The following is a 16,298-nucleotide window of genomic DNA, read 5'->3' as shown; positions in this document are numbered from 1 at the left end:
CTCCCGCGGAGAAAAATTCACCGCGCCATCAGCACCCGCCGGATTCCGGGCCGCACGAAGGGCAGCTTCGCGCCCAGACGCAGCCCGGCATGCCGCATCGCTCGCGCCGGCATCGTCTCTTCGGTATAGAGCCGCACCAGCAGGTTGGTGCCGGCATAAAGCGGCCAGCTCGCGCCGCGATGCCTGCGCTCATATGCACGCAGCAGCGGCGTGGCACCGGGATCGCGCCCGCGCCGTGCCGCCGCGCGCACCAGCCGGGCGAGCAGGTCCGCCCCGCGCAGCCCCAGGTTGAAGCCGTGCGCGGTCACCGGGTGCATCCCCACCGCTGCGTCACCGATCAGCGCCGCCCGCGTCGCCGCGAAGTGCCACGACCAGGTCGTCACCAGCGGATAGGCGACGCGCGGCCCCGCCACTTCCATCGGCCCCAGCCGCTCCGAATAGCGCATGGTCAGTTCTGCCCCCAGTTCGGCATCGCCCAGCGCCGCCAGTCGCTCGATATCGGCGCTCGGCAGGGTCAGCACCGCCGAAGACATGCCTTCGCCCAGCGGCAGCATCGCCATCGTCTGGTGATGGTCGAACCATTCGGTGGCGATGCCGTGATGGGGAATCGGATGCCGAACCCGGCACACCATCATCGAGCGGCCCAGCCGGTTCACCTCGGCCGAAATACCGAGCAGGCCACGGATGCCCGACAGGCGCGAGTCCGCCCCGACGAGCAGCCGGGCACGCAGCTGCGACCCGTCGCCAAGCTCGACTTCCGCCATCGCGCGCGAGGTCTGCACCCGGACGACCTCCGCCCCGGTGACGAGGCGCAGCCCGTCCTGCCCGTCGATCGCGTCGAACAGCGCGGCGCGGATGCGATGATTGGGCACCAGCCAGCCAAGCGGCTCCTCCCCGCTGGCATCGAAATCCAGCGCGAAGGGCGAGCCGCCGTTGAGCACGCGCGCGGCGCGGAGCGGCGATATCTCGTCCTCGGGGATCAGGTCCCAGGCGCCGAGCCTGGTCAGGATGTCGGCAGAACCGTGGGTAAGCGCGATCTCTCGCCCGTCGAAACACGGATCGGCGATCGCGGCGAGCGGCTGCCGCTCGACGACGACGATATCGAGCCCGGTATCGGCGAGCGACCGGGCGAGCGCCAGCCCGGCAGGCCCTGCCCCCACGATGATGACGTCGCAGTCCACGCGCGTTCTCCTTCGCGTGCATCTTGCACCGCGGCGCGCGCGCCGGGTTGCGGCAGGTCAAACCAGTGATGCAAATCGCCGCCCGACCGCCTATCTGCGGAGGCTATGGCTGATCTCTTCGCCACCGACGAACAAACTGCCCCCACCGAGGCGCCGACCACCGGCCCGCTCGCCGACCGGCTGCGCCCCCGGCAGCTCGACCAGGTCGTCGGCCAGGAGCATCTCACCGGCCCCGAGGGAGCGATCGGGCGGATGGTCGCCGCGGGCAAGCTCAGCTCGATCATCCTCTGGGGCCCGCCGGGCACCGGCAAGACCACGATCGCGCGGCTCCTCGCCGACGCCGTGGGGCTGCGCTTCGTCGCGATCTCGGCGGTGTTCTCGGGCGTGGCGGATCTGAAGAAGGTATTCGCCGAGGCGCGCGAATATGCCCGGATGGGCCGGAAAACGCTGTTGTTCGTCGACGAGATCCACCGCTTCAATCGTGCCCAGCAGGACGGCTTCCTCCCCTATGTCGAGGACGGCACCGTCACCTTGGTCGGCGCGACCACCGAGAACCCGTCGTTCGAACTCAACGCGGCGTTGCTCAGCCGCGCGCAGGTGCTGATTCTCCAGCGGCTCGATCATAAAGCCCTGTGCAAGCTGCTCGACCGCGGCGAGGAACTTGAGGAGCGCCCGCTGCCGCTCACGCCGGAGGCACGCGACGCGCTGGTCGCCAGCGCCGATGGCGACGGCCGCTTCCTGCTCAACCAGGCGGAAACGCTGTTCTCGGTGACGTTCGAGGCACCGCTGACCCCCGCCGCGCTCGGCGACTTCCTCCAGCGCCGCGTCGCAGTCTACGACAAGGATCGCGAGGGGCATTACAACCTCATCTCGGCGCTGCATAAGTCGATCCGCGGCAGCGACCCCCAGGCGGCGCTCTATTATCTCGCGCGGATGCTCACCGCGGGCGAGGAACCGCTCTACGTGCTGCGCCGCCTCACCCGCGCGGCGGTCGAGGATATCGGACTCGCCGATCCGCAGGCACTGGTCCAGTGCATCGCCGCCAAGGACACGTACGACTTTCTCGGCTCGCCCGAGGGCGAGCTCGCGATCGCGCAGGCGTGCCTCTATCTCGCCACTGCGCCCAAATCGAACGCGGCCTATGCGGCGCAGAAGGCGGCGTGGCGCTCGGCGAAGGAAACGGGGTCGCTGATGCCGCCGCAGAACATCCTCAATGCGCCCACCAAGCTGATGAAGCAGATCGGCTATGGCAAGGGCTATACCTACGACCACGATGCCGAGGGCGGATTTTCGGGCGACAATTACTGGCCCGACGAGATGACGCCGCAGACCTTCTACGCGCCCACCGACCGCGGCCACGAGAAGCGCATTGCCGAGCGGATCGCGTGGTGGAACGAGATGCGCGAGAAGCGGCGGGGGGATTGATTCCCGAACCGTTCGCGCTGAGCTTGTCCAAGCGCTGTTGTTCTTCGCTACTATCGCAAGGAGCAGGACGGCGCTTCGACGAGCTCAGCGCGAACGGAGGTGGGGATGCGCGATTGGGAAGACGCCGCGGCCTATGCCAGCACCCTGCCCGAAATCGTGATGGAAAGCTGGTGGGGCACGCTTTGTCCCAAGATCAATGGCAAGGGCCTGATGTCGCCCGGCCGCGAGAAGGACAGCTTTGCCCTGATGGTCACCCATACCGAGAAGCAGATCCTGTTCGAGACCGATCCAGACACCTTCTGGCAAACCGATCACTACGCCAATTATCCGATGCTCCTCGTCCGCTACGGCACCTCCAGCCGCGAACGCATCGAACTCTACATCCAGCGCGCCTGGTGGGATCGGGCGAAGAAACCCCAGCGGGTGGCGGCGGGAATGGCGGAGCGGCCGTGAGCGTACCCAATTCCTCCCCGGCACGGGGAGGGGGACCAGCCACAGGCTGGTGGAGGGGGCTCTCCCCACAGGTTGCCCCTCGCGGTACGCCCCCTCCACCACCGCCTTCGGCGGCGGTACCCCTCCCCGTACCGGGGAGGAATTAGGTGCAGCCCTTCACCGATTTCATCGCAATCGACTGGTCCGGCCAGGCGGTCGCACGGCCCAAGGGGCTGGCGGTGGCACGCGCACGTTCCGGCAATGCTGCGCCCGAACTGATCGACCGCAACTGGTCGCGGCAGGATATCCTCGAATGGCTTTGGCAACTCGCAGCAAGTGGCACCCGCGCGCTGATCGGGCTCGATCTGTCCCCCGCCTTTCCCTTCGATGACGAGGGTGCCTATTTCCCCGGCTGGGACATCTCGCCGCCCAATGGGCCCTCGCTGTGGAAACTGGTCGACGACCTCAGCGCGGATGATCCGTATCTCGCGGCCACCAGCTTTGTCGATCACCCCGACGCACGCCGCCATTTTCGCCAACGCGGCGATTGCGGCGACCTGTTCCCGCCCGGCCGCGGCCGCTTCCGGGTGTGCGAGCATGGCCAGGAAGCGATGCGGCTATCGCCGTACAGCTGCTTCAACCTAGTCGGGGCAAGCCAGGTCGGCAAGTCGAGCTTGACGGGTATGCGCGTGCTCCACCGGCTGCGCGGTACGATCGGTCTGTGGCCGTTCGATCCGCTGCCCGAAACCGGCCCGGTGCTGGTCGAGATCTACACCTCGCTCGCCGCGCGGCTGGCGGGGATGCGCAAGGGCATCTCCAAGATCCGCGACGCCGATACGCTCGATACGATGCTCGCGGCGTTCGGCTCCGAACCGCACGCGCCGCTCGCGCGCTATGACGACCACGCCACCGATGCGATTCTCTCCGCCGCCTGGCTCCGCGTCGCCGCGGCGCAGCCCGAACTCTGGTCGCCCGCGGCGCTCACCCCCGATCTCGCGAAAACCGAGGGCTGGACCTTCGGCGTACCGTGAAGCTAAAGGGCAGGCGGAGCCGGCTTAGCTCAGTTGGTAGAGCGCCAGTTTTGTAAACTGGATGTCGCGGGTTCGATTCCTGCAGCCGGCACCATCATTCGTGCACCCCTGCCCGCGCGAGATGCGGCCCCAGACGCCCGCTCACCCACAGGAAGAACATCCGGTAATCGGACCACAGCGACCAGAGCGGATAGGTGAAGGTCGCCGGCCGGTTCTTCTCCACCCCGAAATGCGCACCCCAGGCGAAGCCGTATCCGGCGAGCGGCACCAGCAGCCACCACCAGCCGCCCCAGATCAGCGCGAGCCCCAGGAACACGAAGGTCAGCGACGTCCCCACATAGTGCAGCCGCCGCGTCTCGGGCTTGGCATGCTCGCGCAGATAATAGGGCCAGAAATCGGCATAACGGGTGATCGTGCGCGCCATGCGGGGAAACTACGCTTCTTTCGTCGTGGCGCAAGCCATGGTAGAATGCGGCACGACCGAGGTAGAAATGACCGTTCAACTCAACATCAAGGATCCCGAGACGGTTCGCCTTGCGCGCGAACTGGCCGGTGCCACCGGCCAGCCGGTCACTCAGGCGATCAAGCAGGCGCTGGAGCATGAGCTGCGCCGCCGCGAGGAAGAGGTCGACGCGACGGTCACCAGGCTCCGCGAGATCGCGCGGGAGTTTCGGGCAGATATACCCGAGGAATGGCGCGGACGAACCTCGAAGGAATGGATGGAAGACATCTACGACTCGGACGGCCTGCCGCGGTGATCCTCGACACGTCCGCGATCATGGCGATCGTGTTGAACGAGGGGGAAAGCGAAGCCTTTCTTCGCGCAATCGCTACGGCGCCGGTACGCCGGATGTCGGTCGGCACTTGGGTCGAGCTCGGGGTCGTGGTCCAGCGCCGGCATCCCGCACGGGCGCCGGTCGTCGACACGCTGCTTCGCAGCGGTCGCGTCCTCTCCGAACCGGCATCGGTCGAGCAGGCTGAGATCGCCCGCGAGGCGTACCGCATCTACGGACAAGCGTCGGGCCACCGCGCCCGCCTCAATTTTGGCGATTGCTTCGCCTATGCCCTCGCCAAGGCCACCGGCGAGCCGTTGCTCTTCAAGGGCGACGACTTCGTCCATACCGACGTCACCTCCGCCGCGTGAGCGAACGCAAGCACAGCTTCCCGCCCGTCGTCGACGCGCGCGTCCGCCTGCTTGTCCTGGGCTCGCTGCCGGGCGAGCGCTCGCTCGCCGAGCGGCGCTATTATGCGCATCCGCAAAACCAGTTCTGGCGGCTGATCTCCCCGGCTGCCGGGCGCGACCTGCCTGCCCTCCCCTATGAAGACCGCCTCGCCGCTCTCCTCGCCGCGCATATCGGGCTATGGGACGTCGTCGCCAGCGCCACCCGCCCCGGCAGCACCGACGCCGCGATGCGCGATATCGAGGGCCACGACGTGGCCGGCCTTGCCGCCACGCTGCCCGATCTCCGCGCGATCGCGTTCAACGGCGGCACGGCGCTGCGCCACGGCCGCAAGCAACTCGGCGCTGCCGCCGATCGCTACGCCATCGTCGCGCTGCCTTCGAGCAGCCCGCTCCACACGATCGGCTTCGAGGCCAAGGCGCCCGCCTGGGCGGCGCTTTCGCACTATCTTGCCTAGCCTGCGGTTTCGGGGACCAGCGCCTCGGCCGCATGCGCCGCGCCGCCGGGGAGCGGCGCCGCCATCAGCGCGTCGATGAACCGTGCGCGCCACCACAGCACGTCGTGCTTCTCGATATCCTCGGCCATCGCCCGCCAGCGCGCGATCCGCTCGGCCTTGGGCATCTGCAGCGCCCGAAGGATCGCGTCCGAAATCTCCTCGGCGCTGTACGGATTGACCAGCAGCGCCGATTCCATCTGCACCGCCGCGCCGGCGAAGCGCGACAGGATCAGCACGCCGGGATCCTCGGGATCCTGGGCGGCGACATATTCCTTTGCGACGAGGTTCATCCCGTCGCGCAAGGGAGTCACCAGCCCGATCCGGCTCGCGCGATACACCCCGGCAAGCACGTCGCGCGGATAGCCCTGGTTGACGTAGCGGATCGGCACCCAGTCGAGATCGGCATGCGCGCCGTTGATCCGTCCGGACACGCCTTCCAGCGCGTTGCGGATCCGCTGGTAGCTCTCCACCGTCCCGCGCGAGGGCGGCGCGATCTGGAGCAGGAACACTTCCTTGCGCTCCTCGGGATGCTCGAGCAGGAAGCGCTCATAGCCCGCGAAGCGCTCCTCGAGCCCCTTCGAATAATCGAGCCGATCGACGCCGACGATCATCGCGCGCCCCACCGAGCTGCGCCGCATCTGCTCATAGGTGTCGCGCGCCGCGTCATTGTCCGCCATTTCGCGGAACTCGGCGGCGTCGATCCCGATCGGGCAGACGATCACCCGCACGCTGCGCCCACCGAAGCGGACCACGCCTTCTTCCTCGTCGATGTCCGCGCCCATCTCGAGCCGCGCGAAATCGCAGAAGGATTCGAGCCACTCGGCAGTGTGAAAGCCGATCAGGTCATAGGCGAACAGCGTCTCCACCAGCTCGCGCGCCTCGGGCAGGGTCGCGAGCAGCCGCCGCGGCGGCCACGGCGTGTGGAGGAAGAAGCCGATCCGGTTCTGGCACCCGCGCTTGCGAAGTTCGTGGCCCAGCGGAATCATGTGATAATCCTGGATCCACACCGAATCCTCAGCCTCGATCAGCGGCCGCACCGTATCGGCGAAGCGCTCGTTGACGCGCTGATACCCGCCGGCGAAGCCGCGCTCATATTCGGCCAGGTCGATGCGGTAGTGGAACAGCGGCCATAGTGTCCGATTGGCATAGCCGTTATAATATTCGTCGACGTCCTGCTCTTCGAGGTCGACCGTCGCGGTGGTGTAGCCGTCGCCGCGCTGGAGGTTGACCTGACCGGTGAACTGGTCGGTCTGCTCGCCCGACCAGCCGAACCATATCCCGCCCATCTCGCGCAGCGCCGAGGCCAGCGCCACCGCCAGCCCGCCCTGCGCGCCCGAATGCGAGCCGTCGGGCGCACTCACCCGGTTCGAGATCACGATCAGTCGGCTCATCGAATGGCACTCCACGGTTTGCTGAGCAGCACCGCGCAATTGATCATGCCCACCAGCGAATAGGTTTGCGGATAATTGCCCCAGAGCTCGCCGCTCACGGGGTCGATATCCTCGGAAAGGAGGCCTGCGGCGGTGCGCCGCGTCAGCATCTCCTCGAACAGCGCGCGCGCGTCGGCACTCCGCCCGGTGAAGTGCAGCGCCTCGATCAGCCAGAAGGTGCACACGTTGAACGCCGTCTCGGGCAACCCGAAATCGTCTTCAGTGGCATAGCGCAGCATGTGCGACCCGCGGCGCAGCCCGGCCTCGACCGCGGCGAGCGTATCGACGAAGCGCGGATCGTCGGGCGATAGGAAGCGCAGATCGAGCAACTGGATCAGGCTCGCGTCGAGATCGTCGCCCGAGAAGGTCGCCGACATCCGCCGCGTATCCTCGCGCCACGCGCTGCTTTCGATCTGCGCGCGGATCTTGTCCGCCCGGTCCTGCCAGAAGGCGCGGCGATCCTCGAGCGCCAGCGCGTGCGCGGCATTGGCGAGCCGGTCGCATGCCGCCCAGCACATCGCCGCCGAATAGGTGTGGACGCTCTGCCGCGTGCGCAGCTCCCACAGCCCGGCATCGGGCTGGTCGTGATAGTCCCAGGCCCGCTCGCCGACCTTTTCCAGCGCCTCGAAATCCTCGATCCCCGCCATGCGGAACAGCCGCTGGTCGAAAAACGCCTGGGTGCTCGACAGCACGATCTGGCCATAGGCGTCGTGCTGGACCTGCTCATAGGCCTGGTTGCCGACGCGCACCGGCCCCATCCCGCGATAGCCGGCCAGATCGTCGGCAAAGCGCTCCTCCAGCACCGCCTCGCCCAGCACGCCATAGAGCGGCTGGATGTGCCCGCCCTTGGCGCTGTCGATGATGTTGCGCAGATAGACCAGATACGCCTCCAGCACGTCGAGCGCGCCCAGCCGGTTGAGCGCCTGGACGGTGTAATAGGCGTCGCGGATCCAGCAGTAGCGATAGTCCCAGTTGCGCTGCGACCCGGCATGCTCGGGGATCGAGGTGGTCAGCGCCGCGACGATCGCCCCGGTCTCCTCGTGCTGGCACAGCTTGAGGCTGATCGCCGAGCGGATCACCACGTCCTGCCATTCCAGCGGGATCGCGAGGCCGCGCACCCATTCCTGCCACTCGGCCGTGGTTTCGGCGAGCATCGCGTCCAGGCTCGCGGCGATGTCGCCACTGAAGCTCTCGTCGGGTCCGAGGAAGAAGTGCAGCGGCCGTTCGAGCCGGAAGATCCGCTCCTCATGGACGAGCCCGACCGGCGCGGTGGTCGTCAGCCGCATCGTCATCGGTTCGAGCTGGTAGCGGATATGGTTCGATCCGCCGATCCGCTGGCCGCAGCTTCCGCCCCAGCCGCAGGTCGGGCGCAGTCGCACGCGGATGCGCGGGCGCCCCGAAACCGGCCGCACGATCCGCGCGAACGCCACCGGGCGATAGCTTCGCCCGAGCCGCCGGAAATAGGGGCAGAAATCGATCACTTCGATCGCATTGCCGGCCGCGTCGCAATGCCGGCTGACCAGGATGGGGGTATTACGCAGATAGCTCTGCTCGACGGTGGCGACATCCTCCAGCTCGATCGACCAGAAGCCGCTCGCCTCGGCTTCGGACGGATCGGCGCCGCCGACCAGCGAAGAGAAGATCGGATCGCCATCGACCCGCGGCACGCAGCCCCACACGAACCGGCCCGCGCGATCGACGAGCGTACTCACCTGGCAATTGCCGATCGGCCACAGATCCAGATCGGTCATGCGGTCTGCCCGGTCGCCGCTTCCAGCCAGGAAAGCACCGCCTCGACATCCGCCAGCCGATAGCGCGCCGCACTCGCGCGCGCCGGCCCTACCAATATTCCGGCACCGCCCAGCGCCTCGGCCGCCGCGAAGCCCGGCTCGTCGGTATGATCGTCACCCATGAACAAGGGACGCGTGGAGGCCAATTTCGGTTCCGACATTAATTGGTGCAACGCAGCACCCTTGTCGCCGCCCGCGGCGCGAACCTCGATCATCATCTTGCCGGGCTGCAGGTACATCCCGTGGGCCTGCGCAAGCTGCGCGGCCAACGCCTGGCACGCGGCCTCCTGCTCGGGCGCCTGGCGAAAGTGGAGCGCCGCGCCAAGCGGCTTGTCCTCGACCAGCACGCCCGGAGATCGCGCCGCCAGCGCATGCATGGCGTCGAGCGCCGCCGGCAGCCCCTCGGGCCGCGCCGCCTGGACTTCGCGGCCATCGGCGAAGCGGAACTCCATGCCGTGGCTGCCGACGACGGTAAGCACAGGCTCGCCGAACAGTGTCCGCACCTGGTCCGCCGGCCGTCCGCTGATCAGCGCGACCCGCCCGTCGAGCCGATCGAGCAGCCGGTGCATCAGCCCGCGCAGCCGCTGGTCGACCGCCACGGCGTCGGGCCGGTCGGCCAGTTCGACCAGCGTCCCGTCGAAATCGAGGAAGAGGCTCGCACCGTCGAGAAGCTCGAGCGGGGGAAGGCGATCGGGGGAGATACTCTGCAACACCCCGGCCACTTGGGGTCCGCAACGCGCGATGTGAACCCCCAGTGCAGGCGGTCTGCGTTCGGTATGCTTTCGCGCAGGGCGGACATCGCGTATCGATAGCTATGCTCTATCTCGCGACGAAAGCTGCCATCTCGGGGGCGTTAATCGCCATCGCCTCAACATTGGCAAAACGGTATCCTGGCTTTGGCGCCCTGATAGCGTCGCTGCCTCTGATTTCGGTGCTCGGCATGGTGTGGCTTTGGAACGAGAAGCCCGATGCCGAGAATATGGCGGCGCATGCCGGGGCAACATTTTGGTACGTTATTCCGTCGTTGCCCATGTTCCTGCTTATCCCGGCGCTGCTTCGGCATGGCATGGGGTTCTGGCTCGCGCTTCTCGCCGGATGTGCGCTGACGATCGCATTATACTCGGCGATGACGTGGTTCGTCCCCCGCCTGGGACTTCACCTCTAACCAGCTTCCTTCGCTGCAGCAGCTGGAATGACCTCGCGCAAATAGCAGAAACTAAGTTTGATCTTGCGGGCCGCTGCACTGTCCCATTGCAGCCGCTGGCTATTCGACTTTTCCGTCGCCATGCGCGCCCGCGCGTTGCGGCACGAACAGGATCAGCAGGGAAATCGCCGCGACGAGGCATGCCGTCGCCAACGGGCGACTGAATTCCAGCCCGCCCTTTGCGGCCGGCTTGTCGAGAAAGTCGCCCACTGTCGCGCCGAGCGGGCGCGTCAGAATGAACGCGGCCCAGAACAGCAGCACGCGCGACGTTTGGGTAACCAAGTACAACGCGCACAACCCGGCCAGCGCCGCGCCGAACAGCAATGCGGCTCCGGAATAGCCCAGCGCGCTGTCGGCAACCCAGTCTCCCAGAGCGGTGCCAAGCGTTTGCGAAAAGGTGATGGTGACCCAGTAGAAGGTTTCGGCGCGAGCATTGTCGATTGCATTCACATCGACCGTTCCGATCGCGCGATACCAGGTGAAGAGCGATGCCAGCACCAGCCCCAACAGCAGGATGGAGCCTCCGGCATAACCCAGGCCGATCGAGCGCGTTGCAAAGTCGGCGAGCGTCGTCCCAGCTGTGGTGGAGGCAATGATCGTCGCCCAGTATAGCCATGGACGAAAGCGGCGCGCTCGTACTTGCAGCCAGACCAGAACGATCAGCAGCAAGCCGAAAATCATGGTTCCGACCAGATACCCGTTCAGGCCGCCACTGCCCGCGCTCGGTGTCGTTTCGCCTAGCCAACTCATGCTCACCGCGTCGCCGCCGGTTTCACCGAGTGTTGTCGCAAGGATCTTCGTTACCCAGAATGCGAAGGTTACTGCGGGGACCTTGCCGGTCCCTTCCATCGTCTGCTTTTGCACGTCGATGTCCTCCAGCGGACCAGCATCGGCAGGTATCGGCTAACCTCAGGGCGGTCGCAAGCGGCAAATCCCGATGTCGCGACGCTCAACTCGATTGGCTAAGCCTGAATTGTAGGAGGCGGTCTCAACGCCGTTCTCGGGATTGCCAACCTATGGTGCGGAGGGCTGAATTAGGCGTGAGCGGCCGGTGGCGATCATAAGGTCACGACCTGCTCCTCCACCTATCCTTCCGCTGCCAGCGTCTCCCACGCGATCTGCTGCAGCGCTCGCGCTTGGGCCTGCGACAAGCCGAGTTCGTCCGCCGCCTTCTCCTGCGCTCCCAGGCTGCGCGGGTCGCGCCCGATGATCCTGCCGAACACGACCAGCGCCTCGAGATAATAACCGGCCGTGCTGGCATGAAACTGGTCGTGCCCCCATAAATCGAGCTGGCCGAAAGCGATCCCGTCATAGGGATTGGGATCGGCGACGCGATTGGCAAAGGCGCGGTTCCACGCCTGGCCGACGGGGATCACGCCGTCGATGTCCGGGCTCGCGCGCCGCGCCGCGTCGGTGCCTTTGCGCAGATCCTCGGCCATCCGCGCGATCGGCGTGCCCGACCAGCGGCTGCCCGGGCGATAGACCAGGTCCGCGCGGCTCCACGTCGCCATCAGTTCGATGCGCACGCGGGGGTTGGCGCGGGTGAGCAGCGCCGCGATCGCACCGGCATCGCGGATATGCGACGCCGGATTACCCGGCGTTTCCCGCGTGTACGTGCTCAGATCCTGGAGCACCACGACATCCCAGGGCCGCTCCCATTGCGCGCGCCGTTCGGCAAGGTGGAACCCCAGCGTCGCACCGCCGCGCAGTTCGTGGCTGACCGCATAGTTCAGCCCGGCCTGCTGCGTGAACAGCTTGAACAGCGCGGGCACGCCGCCATAGCCCAGCCCGTTGAGATCGGTGACGCTGGCGGCGCGATAATTCCGAACCGCCGAGTGCGAGCCATAGGTAAAGCTGTTGCCGATGAAGAGGATGCGCGTTGGCGCGGATGTCCGCTGGACCTGAGCGGCAGGCACGGCGGGCGGGGTTTGCGCCATTGCTGGCACGGCCCATGCCATCGCCGCCAGCAGGATCGCATATTTCATATCTGCCTCTCCCAATTGGGCGGCATTTATAAGATTAATTGGCTAGTCGCAACGCTGCCGCTTTAAGGCTGCGCCGACGCATTCTCCGTGGCCACCGTCATATTCTCGCCTTCTACCGGAACGGCCTCCCGCACCGGACGCGGCGCCGGCCCGGCACAGCCCTTGAGCGTCCGCGCGCCGATCTTCGCTTCCGCGGTCAGCGGCAGGCTTGCCTTCCCTGCCGTGCACGCCGCCGCGGTCAGCGTGATCGTCACCGGCTCCGCCTCGGGCGTCTGCGTCTCGAATATCGCGCGTCCCTCGCCCAGCTTCGGGCTCACGGGATAGAAATCGGTCGGGTGCACGTCGGGGGAGACCGCATAGGCGATCGTCCCCGGCGCGATCTCGATCTGCCAATAGGGGCCCGTCCCCGAGGCGCGCAGCGGCGTATTGAGATCGACGCCGCCCAGCGTCGGCGGCGTGGGCGTCGGGCGCGGCGCCACGCTATTGTTTGCCACCTCTTCGCTGCCGCACCCCGCCAGCGCCAGCGCAAGTCCCGTCGTCAACAACACTCGCATGCAGTCCTCCGTCGCGCCGTCCTGCGAACCCACGGCGCGGGGGTCAAGCGTTTCCTACAATGCCATGTTCTGCTATTGTTCTCATGCCATGAGTCGCGTCGTTCCCGCATCGGTCACGAGCGCCAATTCGCGCCACGCAACGATCGATCCCGGCCGCGCAACTTTCGAAAACGATAAATGCGCAAAGTGCGAAGTTAAGCCCGGCATTTCCAACATCCTCGCCTTTCCGCCCCGCCCGCTGCGCTGGCTGTTCCTCGATCTCAACTCCTACTTCGCCAGCGTCGAGCAGCAGCTCGATCCTGCGCTCAGGGGCAGGCCGGTGATCGTCGCGCCGGTCGATGCCGACACCACCGTCGCGATCGCCGCCTCGGTCGAGGCCAAGCGCTACGGCATCACCACCGGCACCCCGGTGTGGGAGGCCAGGCGCAAATGCCGCGAGGTCCTGATCGTCCCCGCGCGGCACCAGAAATATGTCGAGTTCCACGACGCAATCGTCGCCGAGATCTGGAAGCACATCCCCGTCACCCATGTCTGCAGCATCGACGAAGTCGCCTGCCGGCTGCTCGACAACGAGAACACGCCCGAGATTGCGGTAGCGCTGGCCCGGCGGATCAAAGCGGGCATCCGCGCCCATGTCGGCGAGTGCCTGACCAGCTCGGTCGGGATCGCGCCCAACCGGCTGCTCGCCAAGCTCGCCTCGGACCTGCAAAAGCCCGACGGGCTGGTCGTGTTCACTGCCGACCAGCTCCCGCACCGTCTCTACGGCCTCAAGCTGCGGGAGATTTCGGGCATCGGCGCCAAGATGGAACGCCGCCTCGCGCAGGACGGCATCCTCGACATCCGCCAGCTCTGCGAGCGCCGCCCGCGCGACGCCGGCACGGCCTGGGGCGGCACCAATGGCGACAGGCTCTGGTATCTGCTCCACGGCGTCGAGCTTCCCGAAAAGCCGACCCAGAGCCGGACGATCGGCCACAGCCACGTCCTCTCCCCAGGCAAGCGCGGGCTCGAGCCCACCCGCCTCACCGCGCGCCGCCTCGCGCTCAAGGCGGCGAGCCGGCTGCGGCGGAAAGGCTATCGCAGCCGGCTGCTCGTCCTCCACGGCAAGTTCGAGGACGACAAGTCGAACTGGCGCGCATCGATCAAGCTGCCCCACACGCAGGACAGCTTCGTCATCCTGGCGGCGCTCGACACGCTCTTCCCCCGCCTCGCCGCCGCGGGCCGCTTACGTGCCGGCGGCTTCCGGCTCCGGATGGTCGGCGTCACTTTGTGCGAGATCGAGGCGGTCGAGGGCGAGCAGGGTTCGCTGTTCGCCGCGCTCGATCCGGACGACCCGCTGGCGCGCGAGACGCGCACGCTGTCGCTCAGCCGCGCGATGGATCGGATCAACGAGAAGTTTGGGCGCCACGCGGTCAGCGTCGGTCCGCTCGGCGGCGGACGAATTGATGCAGTAGGTACTAAGATCGCCTTCGGGAGAATTCCTGATTTGGATGAATTCCACGAATGAGTTCACATGCGGGACACAAACATGGTGTTACGTTGCACTGCAACAGAATAATGTGACCTTGTATCTCGAATCGCTTGACGATTCTTGCCCCCTGCCCGAAAGCAAGACCCGCTATGAAGAACGCTTCCCTCCTCGTCGCCGCCGTTGCAGCGCTTTCGCTCTCGGCTTGTCAGAACGCTCCCGAAGAAGTGAGCAGCACCTCGCCCGATCCGATGGCGTCGCAGCTCGCCAACGCCGCGCCGGTCGAGCTGCCGCCGGCGATCGCCGAGAGCGTCACGCTGCGCTGCGGCGACAACAGCCTCGTCTATCTCGATTTCTTCCAGGGCAACAAGCAGGTCCAGCTCAAGACCGAGAAGACCGGCCCCGCCACGATGCTCAAGGCGCCCGAAGCCGGCCAGCCTTTCGAGGCGGCGGGCGGCTACAAGCTCACCGGCACTGCGAAGAATGTCGACGTCACCCTGCCCGGCAAGGCTTCGAAGAACTGCCACGCCTGAGGCATCTCGCTTTTTCATTCCAAGGGCCGGTGGGGCTTCCCCGCCGGCCCTTTTTCATGCCAGCCTGCTGAGAGGAGGTTCGCTTGGCGACGATCGCGATCTACAGCCTCAAGGGCGGCGTCGGTAAGACCACGCTGGCGGTCAATCTCGCCTGGGCCGCGGCGACGTTGTCGTCGCGCCGCACCCTGCTTTGGGATCTCGACCCCCAGGCCGCGTCGAGCTTCCTGCTGAACGGCGGCGAGCACGCCCGCAAGGACGCGCAGGCGATCTTCACCCGCGACGTCAAGCCCGCCAAGCTGGCCCAGCCGACCGCCGTCGCGCGGCTCGACCTCATCGCCGCCGACACTTCGCTCCGCCAGCTCGACCGCACCTTCCACGAACTCGACAAGAAGAAGCGCCTCGCCAAGCTGCTCGGCGATCTCGCCGCTTCCTATGACCGCGTGCTGCTCGACTGCCCGCCTGGCCTCACCGAGACCAGCGAGCAGGTGATGCGCGCCGCCGACCTGATCGTCGTGCCGGTCATCCCCTCGCCGCTCTCGATCCGCGCCTTTGCCGAGGTCGAGCACCATTTGGCGCAGCATGGCGGAAAGGTGCCGCTGCTGCCCGTCCATTCGATGGTCGATCGCCGCCGCAAGCTCCATGCCGAGGCACTCGCTGCGCATCCGGACTGGCCGGCGATCCCGATGGCAAGCGTGGTCGAGTCGATGGGCGAGCGCCACCAGCCGCTCGGCGCCTTCGCCCCGCGCAGCCCCAGCGCACAGGCCTTTGCGGCGCTGTGGCAGGCGATCGAACGCCGGCTGGCTTCCGCGCGTTGAGGCGAGGATGACTCACCCGCTCCCGCCCGCGCTGGATCTCGACCCCGATCTCGTCCTGCGCGCCTATGCGATGGGCGTGTTCCCGATGGCCGACCACCGCCTCGCATCGAGCGTCTATTGGGTCGAGCCCAAGCTGCGCGGCATTCTGCCGCTCGACGATTTCCATCTCTCGCGCTCGCTCAGGAAGACGATCGCGGCCGAGCGCTTCCGCGTCACCGTCGACACCGCGTTCGAGGGGATCATCCGCCTGTGCGCCGAATCCGCGAGCGACCGCCCCGACACCTGGATCAACGGCCCGATCGAACGCGTGTTCGTCGAGCTGCACCGCCGCGGCTTCGCGCATTCGGTCGAATGCTGGGACGGCGACCGCCTCGCCGGCGGGCTCTACGGCCTGGCGCTCGGCCGCGCGTTCTTCGGCGAATCAATGGTCACCCGGGTTCGCGACGCCTCGAAGGTTGCGTTCGCGCATCTCGTCGCGCGATTGAAGGCGGGCGGGTTCACCCTGCTCGACTGCCAGTTCCTGACCGACCACCTCGCCACGCTCGGCGTGATCGAAGTCCCGCGCGACGACTATGTCGCGTTGCTGGGCGCCGCACTCGGCGATTCGGCGGGCGGGCTCGCGCTCGGCGTAGCCTGCGTCGATGGCGATTTCGGCGCGCTCGACCGGTCGCCGCCGGCCGAAGGGGCCGGCACCGTATCCGGACCGCTCTCGCGGAAGGTCATCGCGCAACTCTTGGGCCATACGTCGTAGATCGGGTGCTGGACGACGTTGAGCG

At 67.0% G+C, this 16,298-nt stretch carries 19 protein-coding genes and 1 tRNA gene; 12 read left to right on the top strand and 8 right to left on the bottom strand.

Features of this window, described 5'->3' with window-relative positions; genetic code table 11:
- Nucleotides 1-17: 17 nt before the first annotated feature.
- Nucleotides 18-1,181: a 5-demethoxyubiquinol-8 5-hydroxylase UbiM gene (gene ubiM, locus RZN05_RS02940; protein WP_317225129.1), complete on the bottom strand. Its 1,164-nt coding sequence runs from the start codon at nt 1,179-1,181 to the stop codon at nt 18-20.
- Between the two features lie 105 nt (nt 1,182-1,286).
- On the opposite strand from ubiM, the gene RZN05_RS02935 reads away from it, so the two are divergent.
- The 4 genes from RZN05_RS02935 to RZN05_RS02920 all read left to right on the top strand — a co-directional run bounded on the left by RZN05_RS02935 (nt 1,287) and on the right by RZN05_RS02920 (nt 4,163).
- Nucleotides 1,287-2,606: a replication-associated recombination protein A gene (locus RZN05_RS02935; RefSeq protein ID WP_317225128.1), complete on the top strand. Its 1,320-nt coding sequence runs from the start codon at nt 1,287-1,289 to the stop codon at nt 2,604-2,606.
- 105 nt (nt 2,607-2,711) lie between these two features.
- Nucleotides 2,712-3,059 (top strand): hypothetical protein, encoded by a 348-nt coding sequence (locus tag RZN05_RS02930; protein WP_317225127.1) that lies wholly within the window; start codon nt 2,712-2,714, stop codon nt 3,057-3,059.
- Nucleotides 3,060-3,205: 146 nt separating this feature from the next.
- Nucleotides 3,206-4,069 carry a hypothetical protein gene (locus RZN05_RS02925; RefSeq protein WP_317225126.1) on the top strand — a complete coding sequence of 288 codons (864 nt, stop codon included), beginning with the start codon at nt 3,206-3,208 and terminating at the stop codon, nt 4,067-4,069.
- Between the two features lie 18 nt (nt 4,070-4,087).
- Nucleotides 4,088-4,163, top strand: a tRNA-Thr gene (locus RZN05_RS02920).
- Here the strand turns inward: RZN05_RS02920 and RZN05_RS02915 are convergent.
- A complete protein-coding gene (locus RZN05_RS02915; protein WP_317225125.1) occupies nt 4,164-4,493 on the bottom strand; it encodes a DUF962 domain-containing protein in 330 nt (109 codons plus the stop codon).
- Here RZN05_RS02915 and RZN05_RS02910 point away from each other — a divergent pair.
- The 3 genes from RZN05_RS02910 to RZN05_RS02900 are packed head-to-tail and all read left to right on the top strand — an operon-like array spanning nt 4,477 to nt 5,707.
- Complete coding sequence (locus tag RZN05_RS02910; RefSeq protein WP_317225124.1) at nt 4,477-4,827, top strand: type II toxin-antitoxin system VapB family antitoxin; 351 nt, start codon at nt 4,477-4,479, stop codon at nt 4,825-4,827. The two genes, RZN05_RS02915 and RZN05_RS02910, sit on opposite strands and share 17 nt — an antisense overlap.
- A complete protein-coding gene (locus RZN05_RS02905) occupies nt 4,824-5,213 on the top strand; it encodes a type II toxin-antitoxin system VapC family toxin (RefSeq protein WP_317225123.1) in 390 nt (129 codons plus the stop codon). The genes RZN05_RS02910 and RZN05_RS02905 overlap by 4 nt, the downstream gene beginning before the upstream one ends.
- Nucleotides 5,210-5,707, top strand: a complete 498-nt coding sequence (locus RZN05_RS02900) for a DNA-deoxyinosine glycosylase (protein ID WP_317225122.1) — start codon at nt 5,210-5,212, stop codon at nt 5,705-5,707. Before RZN05_RS02905 ends, RZN05_RS02900 begins: the two co-directional genes overlap by 4 nt.
- On the opposite strand, the gene RZN05_RS02895 is transcribed toward RZN05_RS02900, so the two are convergent.
- Genes RZN05_RS02895 through otsB form a run of 3 tightly spaced genes read right to left on the bottom strand, consistent with a single transcriptional unit; the run spans nt 5,704 to nt 9,679 of the window.
- Nucleotides 5,704-7,137, bottom strand: a complete 1,434-nt coding sequence (locus RZN05_RS02895) for an alpha,alpha-trehalose-phosphate synthase (UDP-forming) (protein WP_317225121.1) — start codon at nt 7,135-7,137, stop codon at nt 5,704-5,706. The two genes, RZN05_RS02900 and RZN05_RS02895, sit on opposite strands and share 4 nt — an antisense overlap.
- A complete protein-coding gene (locus RZN05_RS02890) occupies nt 7,134-8,927 on the bottom strand; it encodes a glycoside hydrolase family 15 protein (protein WP_317225120.1) in 1,794 nt (597 codons plus the stop codon). The genes RZN05_RS02895 and RZN05_RS02890 overlap by 4 nt, the downstream gene beginning before the upstream one ends.
- Complete coding sequence (gene otsB, locus RZN05_RS02885; RefSeq protein ID WP_317225119.1) at nt 8,924-9,679, bottom strand: trehalose-phosphatase; 756 nt, start codon at nt 9,677-9,679, stop codon at nt 8,924-8,926. Before otsB ends, RZN05_RS02890 begins: the two co-directional genes overlap by 4 nt.
- A 101-nt stretch (nt 9,680-9,780) precedes the next feature.
- On the opposite strand from otsB, the gene RZN05_RS02880 reads away from it, so the two are divergent.
- A complete protein-coding gene (locus RZN05_RS02880; RefSeq protein ID WP_317225118.1) occupies nt 9,781-10,131 on the top strand; it encodes a DUF3147 family protein in 351 nt (116 codons plus the stop codon).
- 99 nt (nt 10,132-10,230) lie between these two features.
- Here RZN05_RS02880 and RZN05_RS02875 read toward each other — a convergent pair whose 3' ends face one another.
- The 3 genes from RZN05_RS02875 to RZN05_RS02865 form a co-directional block, all read right to left on the bottom strand.
- Nucleotides 10,231-11,019, bottom strand: coding sequence for a COG4705 family protein (locus RZN05_RS02875; protein WP_317227550.1), 789 nt, complete (start codon nt 11,017-11,019; stop codon nt 10,231-10,233).
- 236 nt (nt 11,020-11,255) lie between these two features.
- A complete protein-coding gene (locus RZN05_RS02870; protein ID WP_317225117.1) occupies nt 11,256-12,155 on the bottom strand; it encodes a PEP-CTERM sorting domain-containing protein in 900 nt (299 codons plus the stop codon).
- Between the two features lie 62 nt (nt 12,156-12,217).
- On the bottom strand, nt 12,218-12,709 hold the full coding sequence (locus RZN05_RS02865; RefSeq protein WP_317225116.1) for a hypothetical protein: 492 nt from the start codon (nt 12,707-12,709) through the stop codon (nt 12,218-12,220).
- Between the two features lie 88 nt (nt 12,710-12,797).
- Here RZN05_RS02865 and RZN05_RS02860 point away from each other — a divergent pair, with 88 nt between their 5' ends.
- The 4 genes from RZN05_RS02860 (at nt 12,798) to aat (ending at nt 16,273) form a co-directional block, all read left to right on the top strand.
- A complete protein-coding gene (locus RZN05_RS02860) occupies nt 12,798-14,213 on the top strand; it encodes a Y-family DNA polymerase (protein WP_317225115.1) in 1,416 nt (471 codons plus the stop codon).
- A 188-nt stretch (nt 14,214-14,401) separates the two neighbouring features.
- Complete coding sequence (locus RZN05_RS02855; protein ID WP_317225114.1) at nt 14,402-14,707, top strand: hypothetical protein; 306 nt, start codon at nt 14,402-14,404, stop codon at nt 14,705-14,707.
- An 83-nt stretch (nt 14,708-14,790) separates the two neighbouring features.
- Complete coding sequence (locus tag RZN05_RS02850) at nt 14,791-15,522, top strand: ParA family protein (protein ID WP_317225113.1); 732 nt, start codon at nt 14,791-14,793, stop codon at nt 15,520-15,522.
- Nucleotides 15,523-15,529: 7 nt separating this feature from the next.
- Entirely contained in the window at nt 15,530-16,273 is a 744-nt protein-coding gene (gene aat / locus RZN05_RS02845) for a leucyl/phenylalanyl-tRNA--protein transferase (protein ID WP_317225112.1), read from the top strand.
- Nucleotides 16,274-16,298: the final 25 nt, after the last annotated feature.

The organism is Sphingomonas sp. HF-S4 (assembly GCF_032911445.1).
In the GTDB taxonomy this organism is placed as follows: Bacteria; Pseudomonadota; Alphaproteobacteria; order Sphingomonadales; family Sphingomonadaceae; genus Sphingomonas; species Sphingomonas agrestis.
Note: the sequence above shows the minus strand (reverse complement) of the source record. Positions and strands in the feature narration are given on the sequence as shown.

Coding starts and splice junctions, on each gene's coding strand:
- RZN05_RS02935 (WP_317225128.1), top strand. CDS start 1,287: ATGGCTGATCTCTTCGCCACCGACGAACAAACTGCCCCCACCGAGGCG.
- RZN05_RS02930 (WP_317225127.1), top strand. CDS start 2,712: ATGCGCGATTGGGAAGACGCCGCGGCCTATGCCAGCACCCTGCCCGAA.
- RZN05_RS02915 (WP_317225125.1), bottom strand. CDS start 4,493: ATGGCGCGCACGATCACCCGTTATGCCGATTTCTGGCCCTATTATCTG.
- RZN05_RS02895 (WP_317225121.1), bottom strand. CDS start 7,137: ATGAGCCGACTGATCGTGATCTCGAACCGGGTGAGTGCGCCCGACGGC.
- RZN05_RS02890 (WP_317225120.1), bottom strand. CDS start 8,927: ATGACCGATCTGGATCTGTGGCCGATCGGCAATTGCCAGGTGAGTACG.
- RZN05_RS02880 (WP_317225118.1), top strand. CDS start 9,781: ATGCTCTATCTCGCGACGAAAGCTGCCATCTCGGGGGCGTTAATCGCC.
- RZN05_RS02875 (WP_317227550.1), bottom strand. CDS start 11,019: ATGGAAGGGACCGGCAAGGTCCCCGCAGTAACCTTCGCATTCTGGGTA.
- RZN05_RS02870 (WP_317225117.1), bottom strand. CDS start 12,155: ATGAAATATGCGATCCTGCTGGCGGCGATGGCATGGGCCGTGCCAGCA.
- RZN05_RS02865 (WP_317225116.1), bottom strand. CDS start 12,709: ATGCGAGTGTTGTTGACGACGGGACTTGCGCTGGCGCTGGCGGGGTGC.
- RZN05_RS02860 (WP_317225115.1), top strand. CDS start 12,798: ATGAGTCGCGTCGTTCCCGCATCGGTCACGAGCGCCAATTCGCGCCAC.
- aat (WP_317225112.1), top strand. CDS start 15,530: ATGACTCACCCGCTCCCGCCCGCGCTGGATCTCGACCCCGATCTCGTC.